Origin of the sequence: Streptomyces ovatisporus (genome assembly GCF_042653885.1) — a bacterium.
In the GTDB taxonomy this organism is placed as follows: domain Bacteria; phylum Actinomycetota; class Actinomycetes; order Streptomycetales; family Streptomycetaceae; genus Streptomyces; species Streptomyces ovatisporus.
On the sequence record NZ_JBHSFH010000003.1, the window covers coordinates 164631 to 188440 of the forward strand.

21 protein-coding genes and 1 other RNA gene are annotated in these 23810 nt (G+C 71.7%); 12 read left to right on the forward strand and 10 right to left on the reverse strand.

Features of this window, described 5'->3' with window-relative positions:
• Positions 1 to 156: 156 nt before the first annotated feature.
• The 3 genes from ACFPA8_RS02445 to ACFPA8_RS02455 all read left to right on the forward strand — a co-directional run bounded on the left by ACFPA8_RS02445 (position 157) and on the right by ACFPA8_RS02455 (position 4623).
• Complete coding sequence (locus ACFPA8_RS02445; protein WP_386442776.1) at positions 157 to 1137, forward strand: hydroxyacid dehydrogenase; 981 nt, start codon at positions 157 to 159, stop codon at positions 1135 to 1137.
• Positions 1134 to 3137 (forward strand): DUF2264 domain-containing protein, encoded by a 2004-nt coding sequence (locus ACFPA8_RS02450; RefSeq protein WP_386441513.1) that lies wholly within the window; start codon positions 1134 to 1136, stop codon positions 3135 to 3137. Before ACFPA8_RS02445 ends, ACFPA8_RS02450 begins: the two co-directional genes overlap by 4 nt.
• A gap of 154 nt (positions 3138 to 3291) precedes the next feature.
• The gene (locus tag ACFPA8_RS02455; protein ID WP_386441516.1) at positions 3292 to 4623 is read left to right on the forward strand and encodes an MFS transporter; all 1332 of its coding nucleotides are present in this window, start codon (positions 3292 to 3294) and stop codon (positions 4621 to 4623) included.
• A 55-nt stretch (positions 4624 to 4678) separates the two neighbouring features.
• On the opposite strand, the gene ACFPA8_RS02460 is transcribed toward ACFPA8_RS02455, so the two are convergent.
• On the reverse strand, positions 4679 to 4915 hold the full coding sequence (locus tag ACFPA8_RS02460) for a hypothetical protein (protein WP_386441519.1): 237 nt from the start codon (positions 4913 to 4915) through the stop codon (positions 4679 to 4681).
• A 52-nt stretch (positions 4916 to 4967) separates the two neighbouring features.
• On the opposite strand from ACFPA8_RS02460, the gene map reads away from it, so the two are divergent.
• On the forward strand, positions 4968 to 5825 hold the full coding sequence (gene map, locus ACFPA8_RS02465) for a type I methionyl aminopeptidase (protein WP_386441522.1): 858 nt from the start codon (positions 4968 to 4970) through the stop codon (positions 5823 to 5825).
• A gap of 84 nt (positions 5826 to 5909) precedes the next feature.
• Positions 5910 to 6581: a biliverdin-producing heme oxygenase gene (locus ACFPA8_RS02470; RefSeq protein WP_386441525.1), complete on the forward strand. Its 672-nt coding sequence runs from the start codon at positions 5910 to 5912 to the stop codon at positions 6579 to 6581.
• Positions 6582 to 6626: 45 nt separating this feature from the next.
• On the opposite strand, the gene ACFPA8_RS02475 is transcribed toward ACFPA8_RS02470, so the two are convergent.
• Entirely contained in the window at positions 6627 to 7028 is a 402-nt protein-coding gene (locus ACFPA8_RS02475) for an SH3 domain-containing protein (RefSeq protein ID WP_386441527.1), read from the reverse strand.
• 523 nt (positions 7029 to 7551) lie between these two features.
• On the opposite strand from ACFPA8_RS02475, the gene ACFPA8_RS02480 reads away from it, so the two are divergent.
• A complete protein-coding gene (locus tag ACFPA8_RS02480) occupies positions 7552 to 8544 on the forward strand; it encodes an SCO2278 family lipoprotein (RefSeq protein WP_465270228.1) in 993 nt (330 codons plus the stop codon).
• Positions 8545 to 8587: 43 nt separating this feature from the next.
• On the opposite strand, the gene ACFPA8_RS02485 is transcribed toward ACFPA8_RS02480, so the two are convergent.
• Complete coding sequence (locus ACFPA8_RS02485; protein ID WP_386441533.1) at positions 8588 to 9337, reverse strand: bifunctional DNA primase/polymerase; 750 nt, start codon at positions 9335 to 9337, stop codon at positions 8588 to 8590.
• Between the two features lie 363 nt (positions 9338 to 9700).
• Here ACFPA8_RS02485 and ACFPA8_RS02490 point away from each other — a divergent pair, with 363 nt between their 5' ends.
• On the forward strand, positions 9701 to 10600 hold the full coding sequence (locus ACFPA8_RS02490) for a glycerophosphodiester phosphodiesterase (protein ID WP_386441536.1): 900 nt from the start codon (positions 9701 to 9703) through the stop codon (positions 10598 to 10600).
• Positions 10601 to 10705: 105 nt separating this feature from the next.
• Here the strand turns inward: ACFPA8_RS02490 and ACFPA8_RS02495 are convergent, their stop codons facing one another.
• Positions 10706 to 11341, reverse strand: a complete 636-nt coding sequence (locus ACFPA8_RS02495; protein WP_386441538.1) for a TetR/AcrR family transcriptional regulator — start codon at positions 11339 to 11341, stop codon at positions 10706 to 10708.
• A gap of 111 nt (positions 11342 to 11452) precedes the next feature.
• On the opposite strand from ACFPA8_RS02495, the gene ACFPA8_RS02500 reads away from it, so the two are divergent.
• Both ACFPA8_RS02500 and ddaH read left to right on the forward strand, forming a co-directional pair.
• Positions 11453 to 11674, forward strand: a complete 222-nt coding sequence (locus ACFPA8_RS02500) for a DUF6243 family protein (protein WP_386441541.1) — start codon at positions 11453 to 11455, stop codon at positions 11672 to 11674.
• A gap of 196 nt (positions 11675 to 11870) precedes the next feature.
• On the forward strand, positions 11871 to 12689 hold the full coding sequence (gene ddaH / locus ACFPA8_RS02505; RefSeq protein WP_386441544.1) for a dimethylargininase: 819 nt from the start codon (positions 11871 to 11873) through the stop codon (positions 12687 to 12689).
• Between the two features lie 251 nt (positions 12690 to 12940).
• On the opposite strand, the gene ACFPA8_RS02510 is transcribed toward ddaH, so the two are convergent.
• From ACFPA8_RS02510 to ACFPA8_RS02520, 3 genes are all read right to left on the reverse strand, one after another.
• Positions 12941 to 13978, reverse strand: coding sequence for a small ribosomal subunit Rsm22 family protein (locus ACFPA8_RS02510; protein ID WP_386442779.1), 1038 nt, complete (start codon positions 13976 to 13978; stop codon positions 12941 to 12943).
• Between the two features lie 113 nt (positions 13979 to 14091).
• The gene (locus ACFPA8_RS02515; protein WP_386441547.1) at positions 14092 to 15507 is read right to left on the reverse strand and encodes a multidrug effflux MFS transporter; all 1416 of its coding nucleotides are present in this window, start codon (positions 15505 to 15507) and stop codon (positions 14092 to 14094) included.
• Positions 15508 to 15618: 111 nt separating this feature from the next.
• On the reverse strand, positions 15619 to 17247 hold the full coding sequence (locus ACFPA8_RS02520; RefSeq protein WP_386441550.1) for an alkaline phosphatase D family protein: 1629 nt from the start codon (positions 17245 to 17247) through the stop codon (positions 15619 to 15621).
• Between the two features lie 120 nt (positions 17248 to 17367).
• Between ACFPA8_RS02520 and ACFPA8_RS02525 the strand changes: the two genes are divergently transcribed.
• Together ACFPA8_RS02525 and ACFPA8_RS02530 are read left to right on the forward strand one after the other, a co-directional pair.
• On the forward strand, positions 17368 to 18219 hold the full coding sequence (locus ACFPA8_RS02525; RefSeq protein ID WP_386441552.1) for an SDR family oxidoreductase: 852 nt from the start codon (positions 17368 to 17370) through the stop codon (positions 18217 to 18219).
• A 373-nt stretch (positions 18220 to 18592) separates the two neighbouring features.
• The gene (locus ACFPA8_RS02530; RefSeq protein WP_386441555.1) at positions 18593 to 19882 is read left to right on the forward strand and encodes a lactate 2-monooxygenase; all 1290 of its coding nucleotides are present in this window, start codon (positions 18593 to 18595) and stop codon (positions 19880 to 19882) included.
• Positions 19883 to 19912: 30 nt separating this feature from the next.
• On the opposite strand, the gene ACFPA8_RS02535 is transcribed toward ACFPA8_RS02530, so the two are convergent.
• Positions 19913 to 20377, reverse strand: a complete 465-nt coding sequence (locus tag ACFPA8_RS02535; protein WP_386441558.1) for an SRPBCC family protein — start codon at positions 20375 to 20377, stop codon at positions 19913 to 19915.
• A 125-nt stretch (positions 20378 to 20502) separates the two neighbouring features.
• On the opposite strand from ACFPA8_RS02535, the gene rnpB reads away from it, so the two are divergent.
• Positions 20503 to 20905: RNase P RNA component class A (gene rnpB, locus ACFPA8_RS02540), an RNA gene on the forward strand.
• A gap of 282 nt (positions 20906 to 21187) precedes the next feature.
• Here the strand turns inward: rnpB and ACFPA8_RS02545 are convergent.
• Both ACFPA8_RS02545 and ACFPA8_RS02550 read right to left on the reverse strand, forming a co-directional pair.
• A complete protein-coding gene (locus tag ACFPA8_RS02545) occupies positions 21188 to 22408 on the reverse strand; it encodes an FAD-dependent monooxygenase (RefSeq protein ID WP_386441561.1) in 1221 nt (406 codons plus the stop codon).
• The gene (locus tag ACFPA8_RS02550; protein ID WP_386441564.1) at positions 22405 to 23805 is read right to left on the reverse strand and encodes an MFS transporter; all 1401 of its coding nucleotides are present in this window, start codon (positions 23803 to 23805) and stop codon (positions 22405 to 22407) included. Before ACFPA8_RS02550 ends, ACFPA8_RS02545 begins: the two co-directional genes overlap by 4 nt.
• Positions 23806 to 23810 lie beyond the last annotated feature (5 nt).

Consider the following 23810-nt stretch of genomic DNA (forward strand, 5'->3'; position numbering starts at 1 on the left):
CGTCACCGGCCCGCTCCGCCGAGGAGAGACATGCCGACACCCCCCAGGGGAACCACCGGAACACCTGGAACCACCGGAGCACCCGGAACCCCCGGAGCCCGCCCTGACGGAGCGGAGCCGGGCACCGCGGCACACCGCCCGCGGATCGCCTTCGCCATGGAGCCGGCCGCGGCCGAGAGCCTCCTCGACGACGAAGTCCTCGACGCGCTGGCCGAGTTCACCGACCCCGAGCCGCTGCCCGCGCTCCACGGCCTCCGCACGGACCGGGCACGGCGCGTACTCGCAGGTGCCGAACTGCTGGTCACCGGGTGGGGCTGCCCGCCCCTCGACGAGGACGTCCTGGCGTCGGCCCCACGGCTGCGCGCGGTCGCCCATACGGCCGGCAGCGTGCGCGGACACGTCACCGAGGCGTGCTGGGAGCGGGGCATCGAGGTCTCCTCGGCCGCCGCCGCCAACGCCCGTCCGGTGGCGGAGTACACCGTCGCGATGATCCTGCTCACCGGCAAGCGGGTGCTGGAGACGGCCCGCGCGTACGCCGCCGACCGCGACCGCGGCGACTGGCTGACCGCACCACCCGGACTGGGCAACTACCGGCGCACCGTGGGCATTTGCAGCGCCTCGCTCATCGGCCGCAGAGTCGTCGAGCTGCTGCGCCCCCACGACTTCGAAGTGCTGCTGTACGACCCGTACATCTCCGCCGGGGAGGCCGCCGCACTCGGAGTACGGACAGTGCCGTTGCCCGAACTCTTCGCGTCCTGCGACGTGGTGAGCGTCCACACCCCGCTGCTCCCGGCCACCCGCGGTCTGGTCTCCCGCGAACTCCTCGCCGCCATGCGGCCGGACGCCGTCCTCCTCAACACTTCACGCGGCGCCGTCCTCGACCAGGACGCGCTCACCGAGGCGGTGCTCGCCGGGCGGATCCGCGCGGTGCTGGACGTCACGGAGCCGGAGGTGCTGCCCCGCGGGCACCCCCTGTGGGAGTGCGAGAACGCGCTCATCACGCCGCACATCGCAGGCTCCCTCGGCAACGAGCTGCGGCGGCTGGCGGACCTGACGGTCTCCGAAGTCGCCCGCTGGGCCGCAGGAGAGGGCTTCGCCCATCCCGTACGACGCGAAAGGCTGGCCTACCTGGCATGACCGGACCCGCCGCCACCCCCTGCCCCGTCCCGTTCGAACTCCCCGCCGAGAACCGGGAGTCGAGCCCGTACACCGGATGGACCCGCGCCCACTGGGAAGCGACCGCCGACGGTCTGCTGCACGCCGCCTGGCGCTACGCCACCCCGCGGGGAGCCATGCTCGACCTCCCGGGACGCCCCTCCCGTACGGGAGTCCGCTCCGACGGGCTCGAGGGCTACGCCCGTACGTTCCTCGCAGCGGCGTTCCGCGTCGCAGGAGCGGGCGGCGAGGACCCCCACGGCTGGCTGGAGAAGTACGCGAGCGGGCTGGCCGCCGGCACCCGCACACCCGGACGGGAGGACGCCGAATCCTGGCCCCCGGTGCTGGACCACACGGTCCTGGGACAGCCGATGGTGGAATCCGCGTCCGTCGCCCTCGGGCTGCGCCTGAGCCGCGACTGGCTGTGGGACCGGCTGGACCCCGGCGTCCAGGACCGTGCGGCGAACTGGCTGCGCGGCGCGCTGCGCCACGTGCCGGCGCCCAACAACTGGTACCTCTTCCCCCTGACGGTGGCCGGCTTCCTGGAATCGGTGGGACGCGGCGACAGGGAGACCTGGCTCGCCCTCGAACGCGGCCTGGAACTCCTGGAGGGCTGGTACGCCGGAGACGGCTGGTACAGCGACGGGGACGGCCGGGCCTTCGACCACTACAACGGCTGGGCCCTGCACCTGTACCCGCTGATGCACGCCCATCTCGCCCAGGACACCGGCCGGTCGGCGCACCACGGCACGCGGCTGCGCTCCTTCCTGGAGAGCTACGCGCTGCTCTTCGACGGCAACGGCGCGCCGGTCCACTTCGGCCGCTCCCTGACGTACCGTTTCGCCGCCAACGCGGCCGTCGCACTCGGCGCGCTCACCGGGCACACCCCTCTCGCACCCGGTGTCTCCCGGCGGCTGCTGAGCGGGTCACTCCGCTACTTCCTCGACCGGGGCGCCCTCACCCCGGACGGGCTGCTCTCGCTGGGCTGGCACGGCGCCCACGAGGCGACGCTCCAGGACTATTCCGGCCCCGCCTCGCCGTACTGGGCGTCGAAGGGACTGCTGCCACTGCTGATCCCCGCCGGCGACCCCCTGTGGACGGCGCGCGAGGAAGCCGCCCCCAGCGAAGGCGCCGACCGCGCGCTGACCCTCCCCGCTGCCGGACTCCTGATCCAGACGACCGGCCGCGACGGACTCGTCCGGCTGCACAACCACGGCAGCGACCACGTCCCGGCCCACGAGGGCCAGAGGGCCCTCGCACAGGACCCGCTCTATGCACGCCTCGCCTACTCCACCCGGACCGGCCCGACCGCCGTCGGCAACGTCCCCGACAACCACTTCGCGGTCGAACTGCCCGACCCACGCGATCCGCTGGGCGGCACCACCTCCAGCGCCCGCCTGCGCATCCGTCCCCTGGCCGCCGGCGCCGACCCGGAGGGCACCTGGGGCTGGGCGGCGTCCTCGCACACCCCGGTCTTCGCCTCGGGCGGTCCCATGGTTCCCGGACTGAGCGTGCAGAGCGTGACGTTCGTACGCGGCCGCTTCGAACTGCGCGTGCACCGCGTGACCGGAGCTCCGCCGGGAGCGCGCGTACGTCTGACCGGCTGGGCCACGCCCCCGCAGCAGGACGGCCCCGACGAGGAGGAGCCGGTCACGGGACAGCTGCACGGCCTGCACGGCTGGAGCGGCCCCGGCCGCCCGTCGGTGCTGCGCGCCCCGCAGGGCACGGCGTTCACCCGCTGGGCGCTCGTCCCCTCCCTGACCGGCGACGCGAGAGGCACGGCGCTCTTCGCCGCCCTGGCCACGCTCACCACCGCGGCGGGCGCCTCCGCACGCGAAGTTCCCGGACTGCACACGGCCGCCGCCCTCGTATCGGCCGACCAGGACTCCGTCGAGGTCCGGTGGACGACGGACGGCGCCCGCACCCGTGTCTCCTTCACCCCGCACGCGCCCCGGATCTCGACCACCCCGCCTCCCGGCTGAGCGCACTTCCCGCGCGCCGCGGGCACGCCTGCGGTACGCGCGGCCGTGCCTGCGTGTCTGCTGCCGTGCCTGCTGCCGTCCTGCGGCCGTACGCCCCCGCAGCAGCGAAAAGCATTTGCCGCTTCCCCCACCGGCGCGGCGACAATGACCGCCCGTGTCTCCCAGTCCGCGCAATCTGCTGCCCGACCTCGCCCCCTGGCGCTCCTCACGCGAGTTCCGTCTGCTGTGGAGCGCGGGCGCCGTCACCGTCCTCGGCAGCTTCCTCACCTTCGTCGCCCTGCCGCTCCAGCTCAAAGAGCTGACCGGCTCGGCGGCCGCCGTCGGTGCGCTGGGGGCCGTGCAACTGGGCCCGCTGATCGTCTTCGGACTGTACGGCGGAGCCCTCGCGGACGCCTTCGACCGCCGGAAGCTCATCGTGTGGAGCGAGGCGGGCCTGGGAGCCGTCGCCCTCGGCCTGCTTCTCAACTCGCTGCTTCCGCGTCCGGCAGCCTGGCCGCTCTACGCAGCCGCAGCTCTCACCAGCGCACTCACCGGCGTCCAGCGCCCCGCCCTGGACGCCCTCGTCCCCCGCATCGTCCCGCACGAACAGCTCTCCGCTGCCGCCGCCCTGAACTCCCTGCGCTGGCAGTTCGGCGCCGTCGCAGGCCCCGCAGGGGCAGGGCTGCTGATCGCGTACGCCGGCGTGGAGGCGGCCTACGCCCTCGACGTGGCGACCTTCGCCGTCTCGGTGCTGATCGGCTGCCGGCTGCGCCCCGCCCCGCCCTCGCACGGGGCGAAGCGCCCGTCCCTGCGCGGCATCGCCGAAGGCGGCCGTTACGCCTGGAGCCGCAAGGAACTGCTCGGCACCTACGCCGTCGACCTCGCAGCGATGCTGTTCGCCTTCCCGCTCGCGCTCTTCCCCTTCCTCGCCGAGGACCTGGAGGCCGAGTGGTCACTGGGTCTGATGTACGCGGCCTTGCCCTTCGGTTCCCTGCTGGTCAGCCTGACCAGCGGCTGGACGGCCCGGGTCCACCGGCACGGCCGCGCCGTGCTGTGGTCGGCGCTGTGCTGGGGAGCGGCCATGGCGGCTGCCGGATGGATGACGGACGTGTGGCTCGTCCTGGCATGCCTCACCGTGGCGGGCGGCTGCGACATGATCAGCGGGATCTTCCGCTCGACGATGTGGAACCAGACCATCCCGGACGGGCTGCGGGGCCGTCTCGCCGGCATCGAACTGCTCTCGTACTCGGCAGGCCCGCAGCTCGGCCAGGTCCGCTCCGGCGGCGTGGCCGCCTTCACGTCCGTACGCGCGTCTGTCTGGTCGGGCGGCCTGATCTGTGTCGCCGCCGTCGGCCTGCTCGCCCTCGCCCTCCCGAAACTGATGTCGTACGACGCCCGCACCGACCCGCACGCCCGCCGCCGCAGGGCGGAACACGCCGAGCCCGGCGGCCCGGACACCCACGCACCGCCGGACGCCGTGTCCGAAGCCCCGGGGACGTCGCCCTGAACGCCGGGCCACCCGCCGGCGGACGGCCGCCGCGCCGCCCCCGCGTGGCGGCCCGTCAGTCCTCCGCGCCGCTCCCGCCCCGCGACGACGGGTTCTGCCACCTGGGGTCGTTCTCCCACTCGGCGTTGCGCTCCTGCGAGGTCTCCAGCGCGCGTGCCGCCTCCGCGGGCGTCCCGTACGGGCCGAGCCGGTTCTTGGCCGGGCACTCCGGACCCTCCTCGACCTTCTCGTGCTGGAGGCAGTAGTACCACTCGCCGGGTTTCCCGGCCGACTTGCGCTTGAAGGGAGCCATGGAGTCATGCTCCCCCCTGAGCCCGGTCCGTACCACAGTTAGACTCGCGCACATGTCTGGCCAGTCGTTGCTCTCCCCCGGTGAGCTCTCCCCGCACCGCTCCGTGCCCGCGTCGATCCCGCGTCCCGAATACGTCGGCAAGGACGCTCCCACTCCGTACACCGGGCCCGAGGTGCAGGACGAGGAGACCGTCGAGAAGATGCGGGCCGCCGGCCGTATCGCCGCGCAGGCCATGGCGGAGGCGGCGAAGCACATCGCGCCGGGCGTCACCACGGACAAGCTGGACGAGATCGCGCACGCCTACATGTGCGACCACGGGGCCTACCCCTCCACTCTCGGCTACCGGCAGTTCCCCAAGTCGCTGTGCACCTCCGTCAACGAGGTCATCTGCCACGGCATCCCGGACTCCACCGTGCTGCGCGACGGCGACATCGTGAACCTGGACGTCACCGCCTTCACGGGCGGTGTGCACGGCGACACCAACGCCACCTACCTGTGCGGCGACGTCGACGAGGAGTCCACACTGCTCGTCGAGCGCACCCGTGAGGCACTGGCCCGCGCCGTCAAAGCGGTGCGCCCCGGGCGTCAGATCAACATCATCGGGCGGGTCATCGAGTCCTACGCCAAACGCTTCGGCTACGGCGTCGTCCGGGACTTCACGGGCCACGGCATCAACACCTCGTTCCACTCCGGCCTGATCATTCCGCACTACGACGACGAGCGGGCCACGACGGTGATGAAGCCCGGCATGACGTTCACCATCGAGCCGATGCTGACGCTCGGCACGTACGAGTGGGACATGTGGGAGGACGGCTGGACGGTCGTCACCAAGGACCGCAAACGCACCGCCCAGTTCGAGCACACGCTCGTCGTCACCGGGTCGGGCGCGGACATCCTCACCCTGCCCTGACCTCCGGGCCTGCGGCGCCGTGCGATCGTCAGCAGGGCACCCGGCGGAGGTTTTCCCGACACCCTGTCGGTAAATGATGTGGTCATGACCCCACAGCTGTCGGCAGGCCACCCCTTCTCCGCCCACATCCGTGACGCCTCGCGCGCACAGCACACGGAGGCGGAGAACAGCCCGTTCATGAGCGACATGCTCGGCGGGAAGCTCGGGCGGGCGGCGTACGTGCGCTACACGGAGCAGCTGTGGTTCGTCTACCGGGCCCTGGAGGAAGCGGCGGGCGGCCTCTCCGACGACCCCGTCGCGGGACCGTTCGTACGGCGGGAACTGTTCCGGCTGCCTTCGCTTGAGCGCGACCTGGACCACCTGCACGACGGCACGGCCTGGCGCACGACGGTCACGCCCCTCACCGCGACCGCAAACTACGCGGACCGCATCGCCGAGGTCGCCCGCGACTGGCCGGGCGGCTACGTCGCCCACCACTACACCCGCTACCTCGGCGACCTCTCCGGAGGCCAGGTCATCCGCTCCACCGCCGAGAAGACCTGGGGCTTCACACGAAAAGGCGACGGGGTCCGGTTCTATGTCTTCGAGGACATCCCGAACCCCGCCGCCTTCAAGCGGGGATACCGCGAACTGCTCGACGCGGTACCGGCCGACGATGCGGAGAAGCGGAACATCGTCGGCGAATGCAGGCGCGCCTTCGCGCTGAACACGGCCCTCTTCGAGGAACTGTCAGCCCTTCAGCCGGCCGCCCCCTGACCTGTGGTCAGCGGTCGCCGGCCACCGCGCTGCGCGCCCGCGAGATCAGCCCATGGCCTTCTGCGCCTTCGAGGTGTCGGTCAGGGGCGAGGGGTAGCGGTCCTTGCAGAGCTTCACGTGGCCGACGTTGTGCACGTAGCGGGCGCTGACCCAGTACTGGCTGTTGCGCAGCTTGTACCAGTAGGGGTTGCCGTCGATGACCTGCGCGCGGACCTTGCAGTCCAGGCCACGCTTGGCGTGGTACGGCAGCACGTACTTCACCGAGGAGTCGGTGCTCGGGTACTGACGCACGTTCAGTCCGGACTTGGCGGTGACGACGCCGAAGGGCTTGTGCGGGTCGGCGGCGACAGTCGCCTCGGCCGAGCTCGCTCCCAGGAGCGAACCGCCCAGGAGGACGGCGGAAGCCGTGGCGGCGATCCGTACACGACGAGCAGTAGTGGCAGCCATTCAGCTGCCTCCTTTCCGTAAGCCGTGAGCGGCGGGGGCCTGGGGGACGACGTCGGAGGGACGTGCTTTCCGCTGACAGCCCCCACGCCGGATCACGGAGCAACTGGGGTGTTCTGCCCGATTTTATGCAGCTATGTACTGGTCCAGGCGTCATCACACGCGGGACACGAGCTCGGCACATTGTTCGGTGCCGTCCCCCCTGACCGGTCCTGCGGCTCCGTCGCCGCGGGCCGGGAGAAGGGCCGCCGGGGCGGGGTGCCCGGCTTGCGGCACTCGGGCTCGGCGTGCGGCCGGACCGGCCGGGACGGCGCTCGCGAGCTGACGGGAAGTCACCGGGAGCGGGCCCCGAACCCCGGGGTGGCGCTCCTCCACACACGCGGAACCTCCCGAAGGGCTCCATCACTCCCCCTCAAGTGCAGTCACGTCGCCGCGCATGATGTCATTCGGCCCCGGCCTCGGGCGCAGACGCCGCAGGCCGGGCAGTAAAGTGCGTTACCGCGAGGCGGGCGGGGAGGTCACCACGATGAAGGCGCGACAGGCGCGACAGGTGCGGCTGCTGGGGGCGGCGACGACCACGACGGTGCTGACGGTGGCACTGTCCGGATGCGTGACGGTGCACGGCGAGACGGCAGTGGTTCCCGCGGTCTCCAAGTCCGAGGCGAAGAAGGTCCTCGAACGCTTCAGCAAGACCAGCAACAAGGCCAACCGGACCTTCGACGTCAAGCTGAACACGACCGTCGAGACCGGCGCACTCGGAGCCATCGACCAGGCGGGCCTGAAATCCCGTAAGAAGGTGCAGCCCGGGGGCAACCCCGGCTACAAATCCCTGCGCCTGTCCGACGAGCGGTTCCTGATCCCCAAGCAGGCGGGCTGGCCCAAGTTCTTCGTCGCGGACACCCAGACCAACCGGATGCGGAACGGCCGTTGGCTGTTCGTCTTCCAGCGGGACAGCGCCGACGCGCCCTGGAAGGCGTCCTACCTGGCGGTGATCGAGAACACGGAGATGCCCGAGTTCGCCTTCGGAAAGGGCGGCTACGCGAAGGCCGTACCCGGCACCAGCGGACACGGACTCACGCTCTCGCCGGACGAGTTGAGCGACGCGTACGTCAGCTACCTGCGCGACGGGGAGGGCGAGGACGACTTCGCACCGGGAGAGCACACCAGCAAGCGGCGCGCACAGCGCCAGGGCGCCGAGAACAGGCCGGGCAGGCGGACGGAGTTCGCCGACCAGGCGGCCAAGGCACCGCAGTACGCACCGTTCGCGCTGCGCACGAAGGACGGCGGGGCGCTGGTCTTCTTCGCCTCGCACCACCACAGCAAGGAGACCTTCGCCGAGGGCTACAAGCCGCCGGTGAAGGACCCGCTGCTGAAGGCGCTGATGACGGGCAAGCCGAAGCAGTCGGTGACGTACGTGCGGGTGTCCGAGCAGGCGGTGACCGTACCGGCGAAGAAGGACGGCGGGCAGGTCGGCTTCCTCAACCGGATCGACGGGCTGACTTCCGCCAAGGGCGAGTGAGGGGGTCCTTCCGGGTGACGGCCGTCCCTACGGCGGCCGGCTGTCACCGCACCGGCCAGGGAGCGGTCTCCTCGCCCGTGTACGACGCGCATGCGTCAGTGAGCGCCTCCAGGAGCATCAGCGGCTCCGGCAGCACCTCCGTGCCACCGGCCCCGGAGACCGGCGGCCGCACCCAGCGCACCCCCGCCTCCTCCCCGCGGCCGGGGAGCCTGGCAGGCGGAACGAGCACGTAGCTGCCGCGGCAGTGCCAGCGCAGCCCCGGGTGTTCGTCCATCGTCTCCGGGTGGCAGTCCAGCTCGCAGGGCCACCACTCCTCCTCGTCCTCGGGAGTGCCGCGAGTGGCGGTGAAGAAGAGCATGCGGTCGCCGCCCGAGATCGCGACGGGGCCCAGCGGCACCTCCTCCGACTCCAGCCGCTCCAGAGCCGCCCGCCCCGCCTCGGCCGGCACGTCGAGCACGTCGTGGTCCTTGCCGGTGGCGGTGATGAAGTTCGCCTCGGGCTGGCTCTCGGCCCAGCGCCGGATCTGTGCCGGGTCCGTGGTGGCCTGCGTCTGCCAGCCGAAGGAGACGGGGTGACGTCCTGGAGTCGGACAGCCGATGCGTACACAGGAGCAGCCGTACCCCGAGGGGTGGGCGGCGGGCGCGAGCGGGAAGCCCGCCTCGGCGGCGGTCAGCAGGAGTTCCGTACGGGCGCGGGCGGCGTCGGCTTGCGCGCCGGCGTTCCTGGCCTTCGCCCTGGGACCGGACCGCGTGAACTGACGCAGCCACCGGTCGAACCTGCTCTCGCGTTCCATCTACCGCCTCACTCCGCACCTAGCGACCACACAACCGTGGATCTCCGAGACTACGCAGCACTGCGCCTGCTCCGCGGCGAATCCACGGATCGGGGCTGACCGACCGTCACGCAGGGCCGCTGTGACCGGCCGTGACGCCCTCCTCGTCGCGCGGCTCGTCCTGTCCTGGCGGAGCGGGTACCCGCGTGGGGCGGATTCTTGTACGACGTCGGCACGCCCGCCGCGTGTACGGCACCGGCATGCCGTCTTGCCGTCGTGCCGTCTTCCCGTAGTGCCGTCTTCCCGTAGTGCCGTCTTCCCGTAGTGCCACGTATGGACCGCTCCGTCCGGCATGGTCCGTGATGCCCGCCTAGCTTGTGATCCATGGTCGCGGTCACACTCACGAGCGCCAGGGCGCTCGTCCTCCGGCTGCTCTTCCCGCTCGTGGTGCTCGCCTCGGCCGCGCTCACGCCCGGCTGCGCGCCGGCCCGCATCCGTGCGGACGACGGCCCTCGCGTCGGCGGTCTCCCCGGAACGGTGTACGCGGCTCATCGGGGCGGCGCCCTCGAAGTGCCGGAGAACAGCATGAGCGGGCTGCTGGCGACGTACCGCGAACGCACCACCGACGTACTCGACGTGGACGTGCGCTCGCTCCGCGGCGGAACGCCGGTGGCCATGCACGACCGGACGCTCGACCGGACCACCGACCACCGGGGACCGGTCGGCGAACTGTCCCTGCGCGACTGGCGCCGGGTACGGACCCGGCCCTCCCCCGGCCTGCCCGGCAGCTGGAGCCCGGAGCGCCCGCCGACTGCCGCCGCGGTGCTCGACCGGTTCGGCGGACGGACCGTGCTCAACATCGAGATCAAGGACGTCGAGGGCCTGGAGCCGCTGGCGCGCATGGTGCGTGAGCGCGGGCTGACCGAGTCCGTCTACGTGCAGTCCAACAGCGTGCGCCTCGCCGCACGTGCGCACCGGATGGGACTGCTGACCTCGGCGTGGCGGTCGGTGAAGCAGGCCCGTGCGGACCGGCCGTCCCGGTGGCGCCGTTTCATCGACATGCTCAGCGTGGACCACCGCGCACGCAGCTCCGACATCCGCCGGGCAGCTCGGTCCGGCATCCCCCGGGTGTGGGCGCACACGATCCTCACTCCCGCCGAGCGGGACCGGGTGCTGAAGCTGGGGTGCGACGGTGTGATGACGGACGCTCCGCGGCTGCTGGCTCGTACGGATGGCAGGGAACGACCCCGGACGGCGAACAGGCAGGCGCAGCAGGGGCGTTGAGACAGGGACCGGTTCCGGCAGCAGTGCCGGCGGGACGGACCCGGGGGGCCGGGAGAACCGGGCACGCAGGGGAGGCGGGCACGCAGGGGCAGCGGGCAGGCCGTCTCAGCGCGGCGCGAGGCCCCGCAGCACGAGTTCGACGAGCGCGTCGGTGAACTCGTGCGTGAGGGTTCCGGTGCGCTGGAGCCAGCGCTGCTGGAAGGGACCGAGCAGCATCTCCACCGCGAGGCCGATGTCGATGTCCTCCGCGATCTGTCCGGCCTCCTGCGCGGAGCGCAGTCTCCGGGTGTAGACCTCCATGCCCGGCTCCATGAGCCGCTCCAGGAACTCCTTCGAGAGCTCTTCGTCCGCCGCTCCGGCCACAGCGAGGGCACGGTAGGGAGCCTCGAAGGAGGCGTCGGTGAACTCGTCGACCGTCGCGCGGAGCACCTGCTTGAGATCGGCCTCCAGATCACCCGTGTCCGGGATGCCCGCCTCGTACTCGGCGTTGGTGACGACCGTCGTGAAGGCGTCCAGCAGTACGGCCGCCTTGGAGGGCCACCAGCGGTAGATGGTCTGCTTGCCGACACCGGCGCGGGCGGCGACGGCCTCGATGGTCAGCTTGTTGTAGCCGACCTCGCCGACCAGCTCCATGCTCGCGTCGAGGATGGCGCGCCGGGAGCGTTCGCTGCGGCGGGAGGCGTCGGGCGTACGGAATTCGCGGGCTCGCGGGGCGGAGGGACCGGAAGAAGCGGAGGGCATGCCCCGAATCTAGCAAGGATCGAAGACGAGACGAACCGTCTTGACAAGACGATACGTCTCGCCTCACCCTTGGAGGGTCACATCGGCCGCGGCGGCGAGAAGGAGATCTTCATGGGCAAGGGCAGGTCCGGAAAGATGCTCGGCGTCGGCGGAGCCCGCGCGCATCTCTCCCGCGAGCAACTCCGCGGAGCACAGGGCGCGTCGGACGGTGCGGGTCTCCCCGACGCCCGCGCCCGGTCCCAGAAGCGCGAACTCCTGCGCAGGCTCCAGGAGTCGAGAGGGAACGGGTCCGGCACGCGAAAGGACCGGCGGACGGACGGGCAGACCGGCTGACGAGCGGGGAACGAGCAGACGGCAAGGGGTCGAGGCACGGGGGACGAAAGGGCGGAAAAGCCTGGCAGAGCGGCTGATCGGGCGCCCGGCACCCGTCGGCCGGAGAACATTCCCGATACTTCTGCGCGCGAAAGGCTCCTCTGGGCGCACCATGGGCGAGCAAGGTGCTCGTCGACTACCCCGTGAGGAGCCTTCGTTGTACGGACCCGGGTACACCCCCCGCCGCTTCCTGATGTGCCCACCGGCACACTTCCGCGTCACGTACTCCATCAACCCGTGGATGGATCCGGACAAGCCCGTGGACCTCCCCCTCGCACTTGCCCAGTGGGAGGAGCTCCGGGACCGCTACCGGTCCCTGGGGCACACGGTCGAGGAGCTCGAACCGCTCCCCGGGCTCCCGGACATGGTGTACTCCGCGAACGGCGCCGTCGTCGTCGACGGCCGGGTCCTCGGCGCCCGCTTCGCGCACCGTGAACGCACCGACGAGGCCGCCGCCCACCGCGAGTGGTACCGGGCGAACGGCTTCACGGACGTGCAGGAGCCGGAGCACATCAACGAGGGCGAGGGCGACTTCGCCGTGACGGACAGCTGGCTCCTCGCCGGCCGGGGTTTCCGCAGCAGTCCCCTCTCGCACGGCGAAGTGCAGGAGTTCTTCGGGCGCCCGGTCATCGGGCTCGATCTGGTCGACCCCCGGTACTACCACCTGGACACCGCACTGTGCGTGCTGGGCGGCAACGAGATCATGTACTACCCGCCCGCCTTCTCGCCGGGCAGCCAGGCCGTACTGAAGCGCATGTTCCCCGACGCCCTGATCGCGGCGGAGACGGACGCCGAGGCGTTCGGGCTGAACTCGGTGAGCGACGGTCACCACGTCTTCCTGCCCCAGGCTGCCGTCGGGCTGTTCGACCCCCTGCGGGAGCGGGGCTACGAGCCGATTCCCATCGATCTGACGGAGCTGCTGAAGGGCGGCGGCAGCGTGAAGTGCGTGACCGCCGAACTGCGTCCGGCAGTCTGACCGACGGAGCGCGCAGGCAGTCGCAAGGTGGACCCCGCGCGCTCCATGCCCCCCCTGTGCCCGGGCCCGTCGGCCCGGGCAATCACATCGGCTGCCCGGAGCGCTTCCGGGCAAAGGCCCGCTCGACCGACGCTCCGACGAGCCGATGTGCCGATGCGCAGGTGCGCCGATGCGCCGATGCGCCGATGCGCCGATGCGCCGGCATGCAGGTGGTCCGGGTCCGGGCCCGGATCTGCTGACGGTCAGCCGGCTCAGGCGGTGCCGGGTCCGGGCCAGGTGTCGCCCCACTTGACGTCGCGGGCCTCCCGGTAGGAGGAGCCGTGGCGTTTGGTGACAGTCGTCGCCCGGAGACCGTCGCCGGCGGTGCACAGGTCGAGCAGCACCTGGCCCTTGCGCTTCTGCGGCCTGCGCACGACGCGTCCCGTGGCCGGCTCTCCCGCGATCGCCGGGCGGACGGCCGCGACGTAGCTGAACTTCTCGTCCTCGTACGGCAGTGAGCCTCCCTTCACCTGTCTGTGCAGGGAGGAGCGGTTGACCCTCGCCCCGAAGTGGCACCAGTCCTCGCCCGGGACCATCGGACACGCCGCGCTGTGCGGGCACGGCGCGAGGACGCGCAGCCCGGCGCCGGTCAACTGGTCGCGCGCCGCCATGATGCGGGCGTAGCCGTCGGGGGTTCCCGGTTCGGTGACGACCACCGCGGGGGCCGCATCGAGCGCTGCGGCGACGACGGCGCCGCGGTCCTGTTCGGTCAGTTCGCCCAGGACGTAGGAGACGGTGACCAGGTCGGCGGCCGGAAGAGACGCCGCGTCCTGCTGTCCGCGCAGCGACTGCCGACGCCACTCAGTCCCCCGCAGCGCCTTCCCTTCCCCCGGTCCCCCGGCAGTGTGACGGTCGCCGGTGGCGAGTTCGCGTCCCAGAGCCAGGGCGGGTTCCGCCCAGTCGAGCACCGTGGTGCGACGGGGCGCGCCGTCGGGTCCGTCGTCGCCCCAGACCGCCGCGGCTGCCCACACCGCGGCGCCCGTACCGCCGCCGACGTCGAGGTGGGTGGCGGGCCGCCAACCGTCCGTACGTTCGGCGAAGTCGGCCAGTGCCGTGGAGACGGCGGCGAACGTGGCGGGCATCCGGTACGCCGCGTAGGCGACGACGTCGGCACGGTCCCGCAGCATCGGAGCACCTGTCGGGGTGTCCCCCCGGTAGCCGGCCATGAGCCGTTCCACTGCCGCGGACGCCTTCCGGGGAGGCAGCCCGTCGACCAGTCGGGCCAGGGCGCGGCGCAGTTCTTCCTCGATCACCGCAGCAGTCTATGGAGCGCGCGGAGAGCGGACTGCGGGGCCGCCGCCCCGGGGGGCTCGGGCCCCGAAGGGGATGAGGTCCGCCTCCCCCTCCGGGCGGCCCCGCGTGGTCAGTTGCGCGTACGCCACGGCCGGCACAGTCCGACGAACGCGCCCACCGCGACCGTCAGCGCGCTGAGCTGAACCACCGCCATCGGCACGGCAGTGTGCTCTCCGGCGATGCCCACCAGGGGGACGGCGACGGCGCCGACCAGGAACTGGGCCGTGCCCAGGAGAGCGGAGGCCGAGCCGGCCGCGTGAGGAGCGCGCATCAGCCCCTGGGAGTTGGCGTTCGGCATGACGAAGCCCATGCCGGTCATCAGCACGCACAGCCAGGCGGCCACCGGGAAGAGTCCCGCATGCCCGAACACCCCGCTCGTCAGGAGCAGCAGTGCGACCGCGGCGGTGACGGTCATGCACAGCCCGAACCCGAGGACCCGGTCCAGTGACACCCGGCCGACCAGGATCTTGCCGTTGATCTGGCCCGCGGCGACCAGGCCGATCGAATTGATCATGAAGAGGAAGCTGAAGGTCTGCGGGCTGGCGCCGTAGATCTCCTGCATGACGAAGGGCGAGGCCGACACGTACGAGAAGAGCGCCGCGAAGGAGAAGCTGCCCGCCACCAGATAGCCGGTGAAGACCCGGTCGGCGAAGAGGCCGCGCATCGTGCGCAGGGCGTTGGGGACGCCGCCCTTCTGCCGGGCGCCGGGCGGGAGGGTCTCGGGGAGCCTGCGCGCTGTGACGACGGTGATCAGGACGCCCGCGCCGGCGAGGATGAGGAAGACGCCCCGCCAGTCGGTGAAGCGGAGTATCTGGCCGCCGAGTACGGGGGCGAGGATCGGCGCGAGCCCGCCGATCAGCATGAGGGTGGAGAAGAAGCGGGCCATGGCGAGGCCGTCGTACATGTCGCGTACGACGGCGCGGGCTATGACTATGCCCGCGGCCCCCGCGAGGCCCTGCACCACCCGGCAGACGATCAGCGTCTCGATGGTGGGTGCCAGAGCACATGCCGCACTGGCGAGGACGTAGGCGCACATGCCGGTGAGGAGCGGGCGGCGGCGGCCGAACTGGTCGGACATCGGGCCGACCACCAACTGCCCCGCCGCCAGCCCCAGCAGGCACGCGGTGAGTGTGAGCTGCGCGGTGGCGGCCTGGGTGTGCAGGGTGCCCGCGACCTCGGGGAGCGCCGGAAGGTACATGTCCATCGACAGCGCGGGAAGGGAGGTGAGGCTGCCGAGGATGAGGGTCACCAGCAGACCCGCGCGGCGGCGCGGGGTCAGCCCGGACCCGGTGTTCCCGGAGACGGTGTGCGGTGCTGCACGGGGTCCGGCGGAGGTCGTCGCCGCCGGGTCGCCGGAGGGTCCCGCGGCTCCTGCGCTGTGCTCGGAGCCCGCCCTCGTGCCGGTGTTCAGGTCGTTGCCGGGGACGGCGGTTTCGTCGGCGGATGCTGTCGCGGCGGCCGATCGGGCGGAGCCGGGGTCGGTCATTCACCTCTCCAAGAGATTGTTGTTGGCCCATACATTCTCCCAGAGCTTCTTCGGCCCGGCCCACTGGTTTCCCGCTCGCCGCCCCCGTGCACGAGGTCTGCGCGCAGCCGGTCAGGCAGGCGTGAGGCCCGGTTCCCCGTTGCTCGAGACGAACGAAGCGGCTGTGGAGACCGGTGCTCCGGGCTTCGTCACGACGTCGACCGTGCGGTAGTCGGCGCGCAGTCGTCGCTGGTCAAGGGTGAGGAGGACGTATCCGCGGCGGCCGTCGTAGAACTGCATGTGGGGGTTGGCGTCCATCAGGGTCTGCCAGTTCCCCGGCCTGGCCACCCCGTCGCCGCCGCTGGCGAGCGAGGTGGTGACCAGTTCCACACCGATGGTGCGCGACGTGGTGTCGTCGTAGTCCTCCTTGATGTCCATGGCGTAGTGCACGTGCACGTCGCCTGTGACGACGACCAGGTTCTCCACGCCCGCTGCCCGCACCGACTCGACGAAGCGCCTCCGTGCAGCCGGATAGCCGTCCCAGGCGTCCATCGACAGCGGGAACGGCCCGGTGGTCCGCTCGCGCCGGCGGGAGAGGACGCACTGCTGCGGCACCAGGTTCCACACCGCGCGCGAGTTCTGCCAGCCGTCGGCGAGCCAGCGCTCCTGGGCGCTGCCGAGCATGGTGCGTTCGGGCCGTTCGGTGTCCTCGGTCGGCACCTGCCAGCCGTCGCCCGCCGACTGGTCGTCGCGGTACTGCCGGCCGTCCAGGATGTCGAGCTGTGCGAGCCGCCCGAAGTGCAGCCTCCGGTAGAGCTGCAGGTCCGAGCCGGAGGGCTGCTGAGGGGGACGCAGCGGCAGGTTCTCGTAGTACGCGCGGTAGGCGGCGGCCCGGCGGGCGAGGAACACCTCGGGTGGTGAACCGTCCGGCACTTCGTCCGCGTAGTTGTTCTCCACCTCGTGGTCGTCCCACGTGACGATCCACGGGTGGGCGGCGTGCGCGGCCTGCAGATCCGGGTCGCTGTGGTAGAGGGCGTAGCGCAGCCGGTAGTCCTCCAGGGTGGTGGTCTCCTTGTTGAAGCGGTCGGGGAGTTGCAGGGACGGGTCCGCGCGGTCGCCGCCGTGTGCGTCTACGGCGTACTCGTAGAGATAGTCCCCGAGGTGCAGGACCGCGTCGATGTCCTCCTCCTCGGCCAGGTGCCGCAGCGCCGTGAAGTACCCGTCGTGGTACGCCTGGCAGGACACGGCCGCGAAGCGCAGCGACGAGGGGTCGTCGTCGGCTGCGGGGGCCGTGCGGGTGCGGCCGGTGGGGCTGGTCCAGGCGCCCACGGTGAAGCGGTAGTAGTAGCGGGTGCGGGGCTTGAGTCCCTTGGGCACGACGTGCACGGCGTGATGGAACTCGGGGTGTGCGGTGACCTTGCCGCCGGCGACCCTGCGGGTGAAGCCCCGGTCGCCGGCCAGCTCCCAGCGGACGTCGACCGCCTCGGACGCGAGCCCGCTGTCCGGTTCGAACGGTTCGGGTGCCAGGCGGGTCCACAGCACGACCGAGTCGGGCAGCGGGTCGCCCGAGGCGACGCCCAGCGTGAAGGGGTCCTTGTCGATGGCCGACGGGTCGAGCCTGGGAACGGCATGGGCCGGCCGGGGGAGGTTCGTGCCGAGGGCGAGCGCCACGGTCGCCGCCGTCCCCGTCAGCAGTCTGCGCCGGCACAGGTGCCGTGCGGCTGCACGATGATCGCTCTCCGTGCTCAATGGCTGCGTCATACAAGCGATTGCACAATCCGCAGGAGGCTGTGAGTCGGCAGACACGCGACAGGCGCATGGCGATCCGGTGGCGGGCCGCCCGCGCGGCGGCGTACGGCTCGTGGCACGTACGCTGCGCGCATGACGACGAGGAGCGGCGCGGCGCTGAACCGGGACGGAGACACCGCAGGTCAGGCGGTGAGAACGGCAGTCGTGACCGGCGCCGGTTCGGGCATCGGCCGGGCCGTCGCCGTGGAACTGGCCGCCGCGGGCTGGTCGTTGACGCTCGCCGGACGACGCCGTGAGCCGCTGGAGGAGACCGCGCGACTGTCGGCGCGGGCCGCAGACAGGTGGACGGGCTCCGGAGCCGGTGCTTCCGCTGCCGCCCCTGCGGGCGCCCATACGGTCGTCCCCACGGACGTCACCGATCCGCGCGCCGTGACCGCGCTGTTCGACTCGGTACGGGACGGCAGCGGCAGGCTGGACCTGCTGTTCAACAACGCCGGTGTGTTCGGTCCGTCCGTGCCTCTTGAGGACATGACGCACCAGGAGTGGTGCGGTGTCGTCGACGTCAATCTGACCGGGTCCTTCCTGTGCGCACAGGGCGCGTTCCGGCAGATGAAGGAGCAGCGGCCCCAGGGCGGCCGGATCATCAACAACGGCTCCGTCTCCGCACACGCGCCCCGCCCCGGCTCCGTCGCCTACACCGCGACCAAGCACGCGATGACGGGCCTGACCAAGTCCCTCTCCCTGGACGGCCGCCCGTACGGCATCGCGTGCGGCCAGATCGACGTCGGCAACGCGGCCACCGAGATGACGGAGAAGATGCAGCAGGGCGTGCCGCAGGCGAACGGGACGACCGCTCCGGAGCCGGTGATGGACGCCGCCGACGTGGCCCGCACCGTGCTGCACATGGCGCAGTTGCCGCTGGAGGCGAACGTGCAGTTCGCGACGGTGATGGCCACGGCGATGCCCTTCATCGGGCGCGGCTGACGGCCGGCGCGGGGGCCCGGCGCTGACGGCCGGCGCGGGGGCCCGGCGCTGCCGGTCGGCGCGGGGGCCCGGCGCTGCCGGTCCGTCAGCCGCGCCCCAGGGGGTGTACGGCCGGGCTCCCGGGAACCGCGACGCCGGCTGCGGCACTTCGCCGCTTCCTCCGCATCGCCCCCGTACGCCCAGTACGAGGGCCGTCCTCCGCCGTGCGATGCACCGCATCCGACGCCGCGGGCCGGTCCTCGGAAGACCGCCCGGACACCCACTAGCCGGAGGGGCCACCTTCGGCGCAGACTCTTCTCCCCGCACCCGTGGCCTCCCCTTCCCCCGGGGGGTGACGATCGGGGCGCCGTCGACAGGGAAGGGCACGAGTGCGATGAGTGAGACGTCCGGCACGACCGGGACATCCGAGTCCTCCGCAGCTGCTGAGGCATCCGAGCCGTCCGGGGCAGGAGCAGCGACGGCGCAGGAGAACGGCGGTGCGCCCGGCGGACCGCCGGCACCGGGCTTCGGCAACTACCAGAACGACATCTACCTCAACGGCCTCGACGGTCAGCTGCCGCCCTTCACCACCGACCTCACCCTTCTCGGCGCATCCGCCCGTGAGCACCTCGACCCGGGCGCGTTCGGCTACGTCGCCGGAGCCGCCGGTTCCGGGGCCACGCACCGTGCCAACCGGGCGGCGTTCGACCGGCACCGGCTCGTCCCGCGCATGCTGCGCGGGTCAGCGGGACGCGATCTCAGCACGACGGTGCTGGGCACCCGCATGCCGGCGCCCGTGCTGCTCGCACCCGTCGGCGTGCAGTCGATCATCCACCCCGACGGTGAACTGGCCACCGCCCGGGCCGCCCGCTCCGTGGGCGTCCCGATGATCCTCTCGACGGCCTCCTCCTACACCGTCGAGGAAGTGGCCGAAGCGAACGGGCCGGGGGGCACCCGCTGGTTCCAGCTGTACTGGCCCAACGACGACGACGTGTGCGTCAGCATCCTGCAGCGCGCCCGCGACGCCGGGTTCACCACTCTCGTCGTCACCCTGGACACCTGGACGCTGGCCTGGCGCCCGCAGGACCTCGACCAGTCGTACCTGCCGTTCATACGCGGCATCGGCACGGCCGTCCCGTTCTCCGACCCGGCGTTCCGCGCGGGCCTCGACAAGCCGCCGGAGGACGACGTGATCTCGGCGGTGCTGCGCTGGGTGCCGATGTTCACCGGCACCGACCGCTCCTGGGACCAGCTGCCCTTCCTGCGCGAGCACTGGGACGGACCGATCGTGCTCAAGGGTGTCCTCCACCCGGACGACGCCCGCAAGGCCGCCGACGCCGGCATGGACGGAATCGTCGTCTCCAACCACGGAGGCCGTCAGGTCGACGGCGCCATCGCCTCGCTCGACGCCCTGCCCGGCATCGTCGAGGCGGTGGGCGACCGGCTCGAGATCCTCTTCGACTCCGGGGTGCGCACCGGATCGGACGTGCTGAAGGCCCTCGCTCTCGGCGCCCGCGCGGTGCTCGTCGGCCGTCCGTACGCGTACGGGCTGGCACACGGCGGTGAGGACGGCGTACGTCATGTGCTGCGCAGTCTCCTCGCCGACCTGGACCTCACCCTGGGCCTCTCCGGGCACCGCACGCCGGCGGAGCTGTCCGCGGACTCGCTGCAGAGCGGAGTCTGATCCGGAGCTCGGCGGCCTGCCGCGGGCCCGTCAGGGCGCCGGCTGCCCGCCGCCGGCGGAGAGCCGCGCGGCCAGCCGCCGCAGTGCGCGTTCGTTGCCGCGTCTGAGCAGCGACCGGACCAGGGGTGCGGACAGGCGCTCGGCCGGGGGCACCCGCCTCCAGGCGTACTCGAAAGCGATGCGGGTGCCGCCGCCCGGCAGTTCCTCCAGCTCGTACGTGCCGTGGGCGACGCGCCTGCCGCCGGCGCCGGTGTTCCGCTCCACGATCCGGACCGGACGGACGGCCTCCACGACCTCGATCTCGACCGCGTCGGTCCGGCCGGCCGCGCGGACCTGCACCGTGGCCTTCGCGCCGACACCGGACGCGGGGCCGGAGTACTCCCAGTCGCGGAGCATGTGGTCGGTGAACGGCTCGTGGTTGGCCATCACATCGAGGAAGTCGTACACCTCCTCCCGACCTTGCGTCACGGTCACACTGACGGTCACTGGTCGCATGCCCCAGAGCGTAGCGCCGGTACCTGAGGCGGCATCACCGCGGCTGCCGATCCGACGCCTCCGGGTCCCCACCGCCTGCGAACCGGGCGGCTCCGTCCCACGGGTACCATGGGCCGTACGGCGGACGAGCCGGCCGGGCGGCCGCGTCGGGACCTTGGTCCCGCCGAGGAACGTCCGGGCTCCGAAGGGCAGGATGGTGGGTAACGCCCACCCGGGGTGACCCGCGGGAAAGTGCCACAGAAAGCAGACCGCCGGAGCCGTACGCGGCTGCCGGTAAGGGTGAAACGGTGGTGTAAGAGACCACCAGCGCCCAGGGCGACCTGGGCGGCTCGGTAAACCCCATCCGGAGCAAGGTCAAGAGGGGCCGTCGGCTGACGGCCCTGCGCGGACGTTCGAGGGTTGCCCGCCCGAGTCCGCGGGTGGACCGCACGAGGCCGGCGGCAACGCCGGTCCCAGATGGATGGCCGCCTCCCCCGGAGCCGCAAGGCGACGGGGAGACAGAACCCGGCGTACAGGCCGACTCGTCCGCCGCACCGTCGAAACCCCCGGTCAGAAGGGGTGCCCGTGGCGCCCGGCTCGGCCGGCCCATCCTCCCGTGGAAGGCACCGACGAGGCCCTGACGCCGCCCCCGCGCGCCTCGCGCTCGCCGAGGCGACCGGTCGGCGATGACCCCCTGGAGCCTGGTCCCGCCGTCGAGTTCCGTCCCATCGCCGCTCAACTGTGGGTCCACAGCCTCCAGTTGGTCGGACCCGAGCAGTGGCGTTCCGCGATCAGTGCACCCGTCGGCGCCGGCGCGCGCGTTGCCCGGGCTCACGTCATGGGACCGAATTCGGGCAGCGTGAGGGCCGAATGGGCCGGTCTGGCCTCCGCGGAGGGCATGACTCGGAGCTCGCGCAGCATGTTGTTGCGCTGCTCCAGGGCCCGGGCGGTGGTCGGGAAGAGTGTGGCACCGCCCTCGCCGACCTGCTCCTGGTTCACGGTGACGAACTCACGGGTGCTGTGTTCGTAGGCAGCGAAGCCCGCGGTGTGGTCCCGGTCGGCCAGGGAACCGGCGAGCATGTACGCGCCGACGAGCGCGAGGCTGGTGCCCTGTCCGGTGAGGAACGAGGGCGCGTACGCGGCGTCGCCCACCAGCGCGACTCTGCCGCTGGACCAGCGGGGCATGCGGATCTGGCTGACCGCGTCGAAGAACAGGTCGTCCGCGTCCCGCATGGCGGCGAGCATGGCCGGGACCTCCCATCCCGCGTCGGCGAAGACCGATGCGACCAGGTCCCGTTGGGCCTCCGGATTCCGGAACGCGTCGAACGGCGGTTCCGGGTGGGCGAAGTTCAGGAAGGCGTGCACTTCGTCGTCGTCCCCCACGGCGTAGAGTGCCGCGGCCCTGCCCGGAGCGTTCCACATCACGGTCTCGCGGGAGAGCCCGAAGGTGTTGCGCATGGTGAACACGGCGAAGCAGTAGCCGAGGTGGCGGTGGAACTGCCCTTCGGGGCCGAACAGGAACTCCCGCGTACGTGAGTGCACACCGTCCGCACCGAACACCATGTCGAACGTACGCCTGCCGCCCCCGCGGAAGGTGACGTCGACCCCGTGGCCGGACTGGTCGAGGGTGTCGATGGAGTCGTCGAACAAGAACTCCACGTCGTCACGGACCGCCTCGAAGAGAGCGCCGGTCAGATCCCCGCGCCGCACCTCCAGGTCCCGTCCCGCGACAGCGCCTGTGACGGTGTGCGGGCGGAGCGACGCCACCTCGCTGCCGTCCCCGTCGAGGAAGGTCATCCGGCGCAGGTCGATGTGGGCGTCCCGCAAGCGCGGCAGGATTCCCATCCTCCGGACGACCTCGAGTGCGGTGCCGCGCACGTCGATGGGGTAACCACCGTCACGGAGTGCGCCCGCCTTTTCGACCACCGTGACCGCGAATCCGTAGCGGTTCAGCCAGAACGCGAGGGCGGGCCCCGCGACGCTTGCCCCGGATATCAGGACCTTGCGCCTCGGCGTCGTACGGGTATCCGTCAACAGATCGGCGCGGGTCATTCCTCGACTCCTTTGCCCATGGTCCGGACGACGAGCAGGGACAGCAGCGCGACGACACCGGCGATGAGGAAGCCGGTGACGAAGGCCGATTCGGCCGGGACGTCCGACCCGGAGGGGGTCCCGGCGGTGAGGAGCGCGCCACCGAGCATCCCGCCCACGGCGGAGCCCAGCACGCGAGTCACCAGGACCAGGCTGGTGGCGATACCGGTGTCACTTTCATCGACGGAAGAGACGATGCTGGTCACCATGGCCGTGACGCACAGGCCGTTGGCGAGCGCGATCAGCGCCTTGCCGACGACTATGTGCCAGACCTCGGTGTGTGCGACCGACAGGGCGAGCAGGGCGGTGGCCATGATGACGACCGCGGCAACGGCCACGGCACGCGAGCCGAAACGCCGCTCCCCGAGCCCGCCGGCCGGCCCGGCCAGCGTCCCGGCCACGGCGCCGGGCAGGAGGATGAAGCCGATCCCGGTGGCGCTGGCCCCGAAACCGTACCCGTCGCCGGAATCGCCGAGCAGCTGCGGAATGAGGAAGACCCCCATCGCGGTACCGAGGCAGATCACGAACGTCAGCGCACACGACTTCCAGATCACAGGCCGTGCCAGCATGCGCAGATCGATCATCGGCGAGGCCGCACGACGTTCGACGGCCACCCATCCGGTAACGAAGGCGGCCAGAAGCACGATGAGGGCGCCGAGCACGAGAGGCTGCGAGCCGGCCTCGGGCGCCACCACGAAGACGAGCATGAGCGTGACCAGCATCCCGCTCAGGAGAAGCAGGCCCGGCCAGTCCATCCCGGCACCGTCCGTGCGGCCCGGCGGATCGGACGGCATCAGCCTGTTCACCAGCAGGGTGAAGCCGATGACCGCGATCGTCGGCACCGCGAACATCCAGTGCCGGGAGAGCGCTTCCGCCACGGGCCCGGCCGCCAGGAGTCCCACCATCGAGCCCCCCACGAACATCCCGCTGACCAGCCCGATGGCCACCTTCGACTCTCCCGCGGGGAGGTGTTTGCGCACCACGATGAACGACAGGGGCAGTGCGCCGATCATCGCTCCCTGCAGGATCTGACCGAGCAGCAACACCGGCAGGTTGGGCGCCAGCGCTGACACGAGTCCACCGGCCGAGACCACCGCCATCAGTCTGATCAGGACTCGTTTCCCGCCGTAGCGGTCGCCGAGCTTGCCTGCGAGCGGTGTGACGAGCGCGCCGGTGACGGCCAGCACGATGCTGAGCAGCGCCCCTGCGGATGGACTGATGTCCAGCTCGCGTTGCAGGAGCGGGAGCGTCGGCGCCACCACCGACTCCAAGGCGCCGGTGGAGATTGCCAGTAAGCCGAGAGCCCAGACAGCGGCTTTCCCGATGCGTACCGGGGGAGCCAGGGTTGCGGCGGTCATGGACG

Coding starts and splice junctions, on each gene's coding strand:
- ACFPA8_RS02535 (WP_386441558.1), bottom strand. CDS start 20,377: ATGCGACCAGTGACCGTCAGTGTGACCGTGACGCAAGGTCGGGAGGAG.
- ACFPA8_RS02500 (WP_386441541.1), top strand. CDS start 11,453: ATGGGCAAGGGCAGGTCCGGAAAGATGCTCGGCGTCGGCGGAGCCCGC.
- ACFPA8_RS02545 (WP_386441561.1), bottom strand. CDS start 22,408: ATGACCCGCGCCGATCTGTTGACGGATACCCGTACGACGCCGAGGCGC.
- ACFPA8_RS02485 (WP_386441533.1), bottom strand. CDS start 9,337: ATGGAACGCGAGAGCAGGTTCGACCGGTGGCTGCGTCAGTTCACGCGG.
- ACFPA8_RS02515 (WP_386441547.1), bottom strand. CDS start 15,507: ATGACCGACCCCGGCTCCGCCCGATCGGCCGCCGCGACAGCATCCGCC.
- ACFPA8_RS02495 (WP_386441538.1), bottom strand. CDS start 11,341: ATGCCCTCCGCTTCTTCCGGTCCCTCCGCCCCGCGAGCCCGCGAATTC.
- ACFPA8_RS02470 (WP_386441525.1), top strand. CDS start 5,910: ATGACCCCACAGCTGTCGGCAGGCCACCCCTTCTCCGCCCACATCCGT.
- ACFPA8_RS02490 (WP_386441536.1), top strand. CDS start 9,701: ATGGTCGCGGTCACACTCACGAGCGCCAGGGCGCTCGTCCTCCGGCTG.
- ACFPA8_RS02525 (WP_386441552.1), top strand. CDS start 17,368: ATGACGACGAGGAGCGGCGCGGCGCTGAACCGGGACGGAGACACCGCA.
- ACFPA8_RS02480 (WP_465270228.1), top strand. CDS start 7,552: ATGAAGGCGCGACAGGCGCGACAGGTGCGGCTGCTGGGGGCGGCGACG.
- ACFPA8_RS02460 (WP_386441519.1), bottom strand. CDS start 4,915: ATGGCTCCCTTCAAGCGCAAGTCGGCCGGGAAACCCGGCGAGTGGTAC.
- ACFPA8_RS02475 (WP_386441527.1), bottom strand. CDS start 7,028: ATGGCTGCCACTACTGCTCGTCGTGTACGGATCGCCGCCACGGCTTCC.
- ACFPA8_RS02445 (WP_386442776.1), top strand. CDS start 157: ATGGAGCCGGCCGCGGCCGAGAGCCTCCTCGACGACGAAGTCCTCGAC.
- ACFPA8_RS02550 (WP_386441564.1), bottom strand. CDS start 23,805: ATGACCGCCGCAACCCTGGCTCCCCCGGTACGCATCGGGAAAGCCGCT.
- ACFPA8_RS02450 (WP_386441513.1), top strand. CDS start 1,134: ATGACCGGACCCGCCGCCACCCCCTGCCCCGTCCCGTTCGAACTCCCC.
- map (WP_386441522.1), top strand. CDS start 4,968: ATGTCTGGCCAGTCGTTGCTCTCCCCCGGTGAGCTCTCCCCGCACCGC.
- ACFPA8_RS02530 (WP_386441555.1), top strand. CDS start 18,593: ATGAGTGAGACGTCCGGCACGACCGGGACATCCGAGTCCTCCGCAGCT.
- ACFPA8_RS02520 (WP_386441550.1), bottom strand. CDS start 17,247: ATGACGCAGCCATTGAGCACGGAGAGCGATCATCGTGCAGCCGCACGG.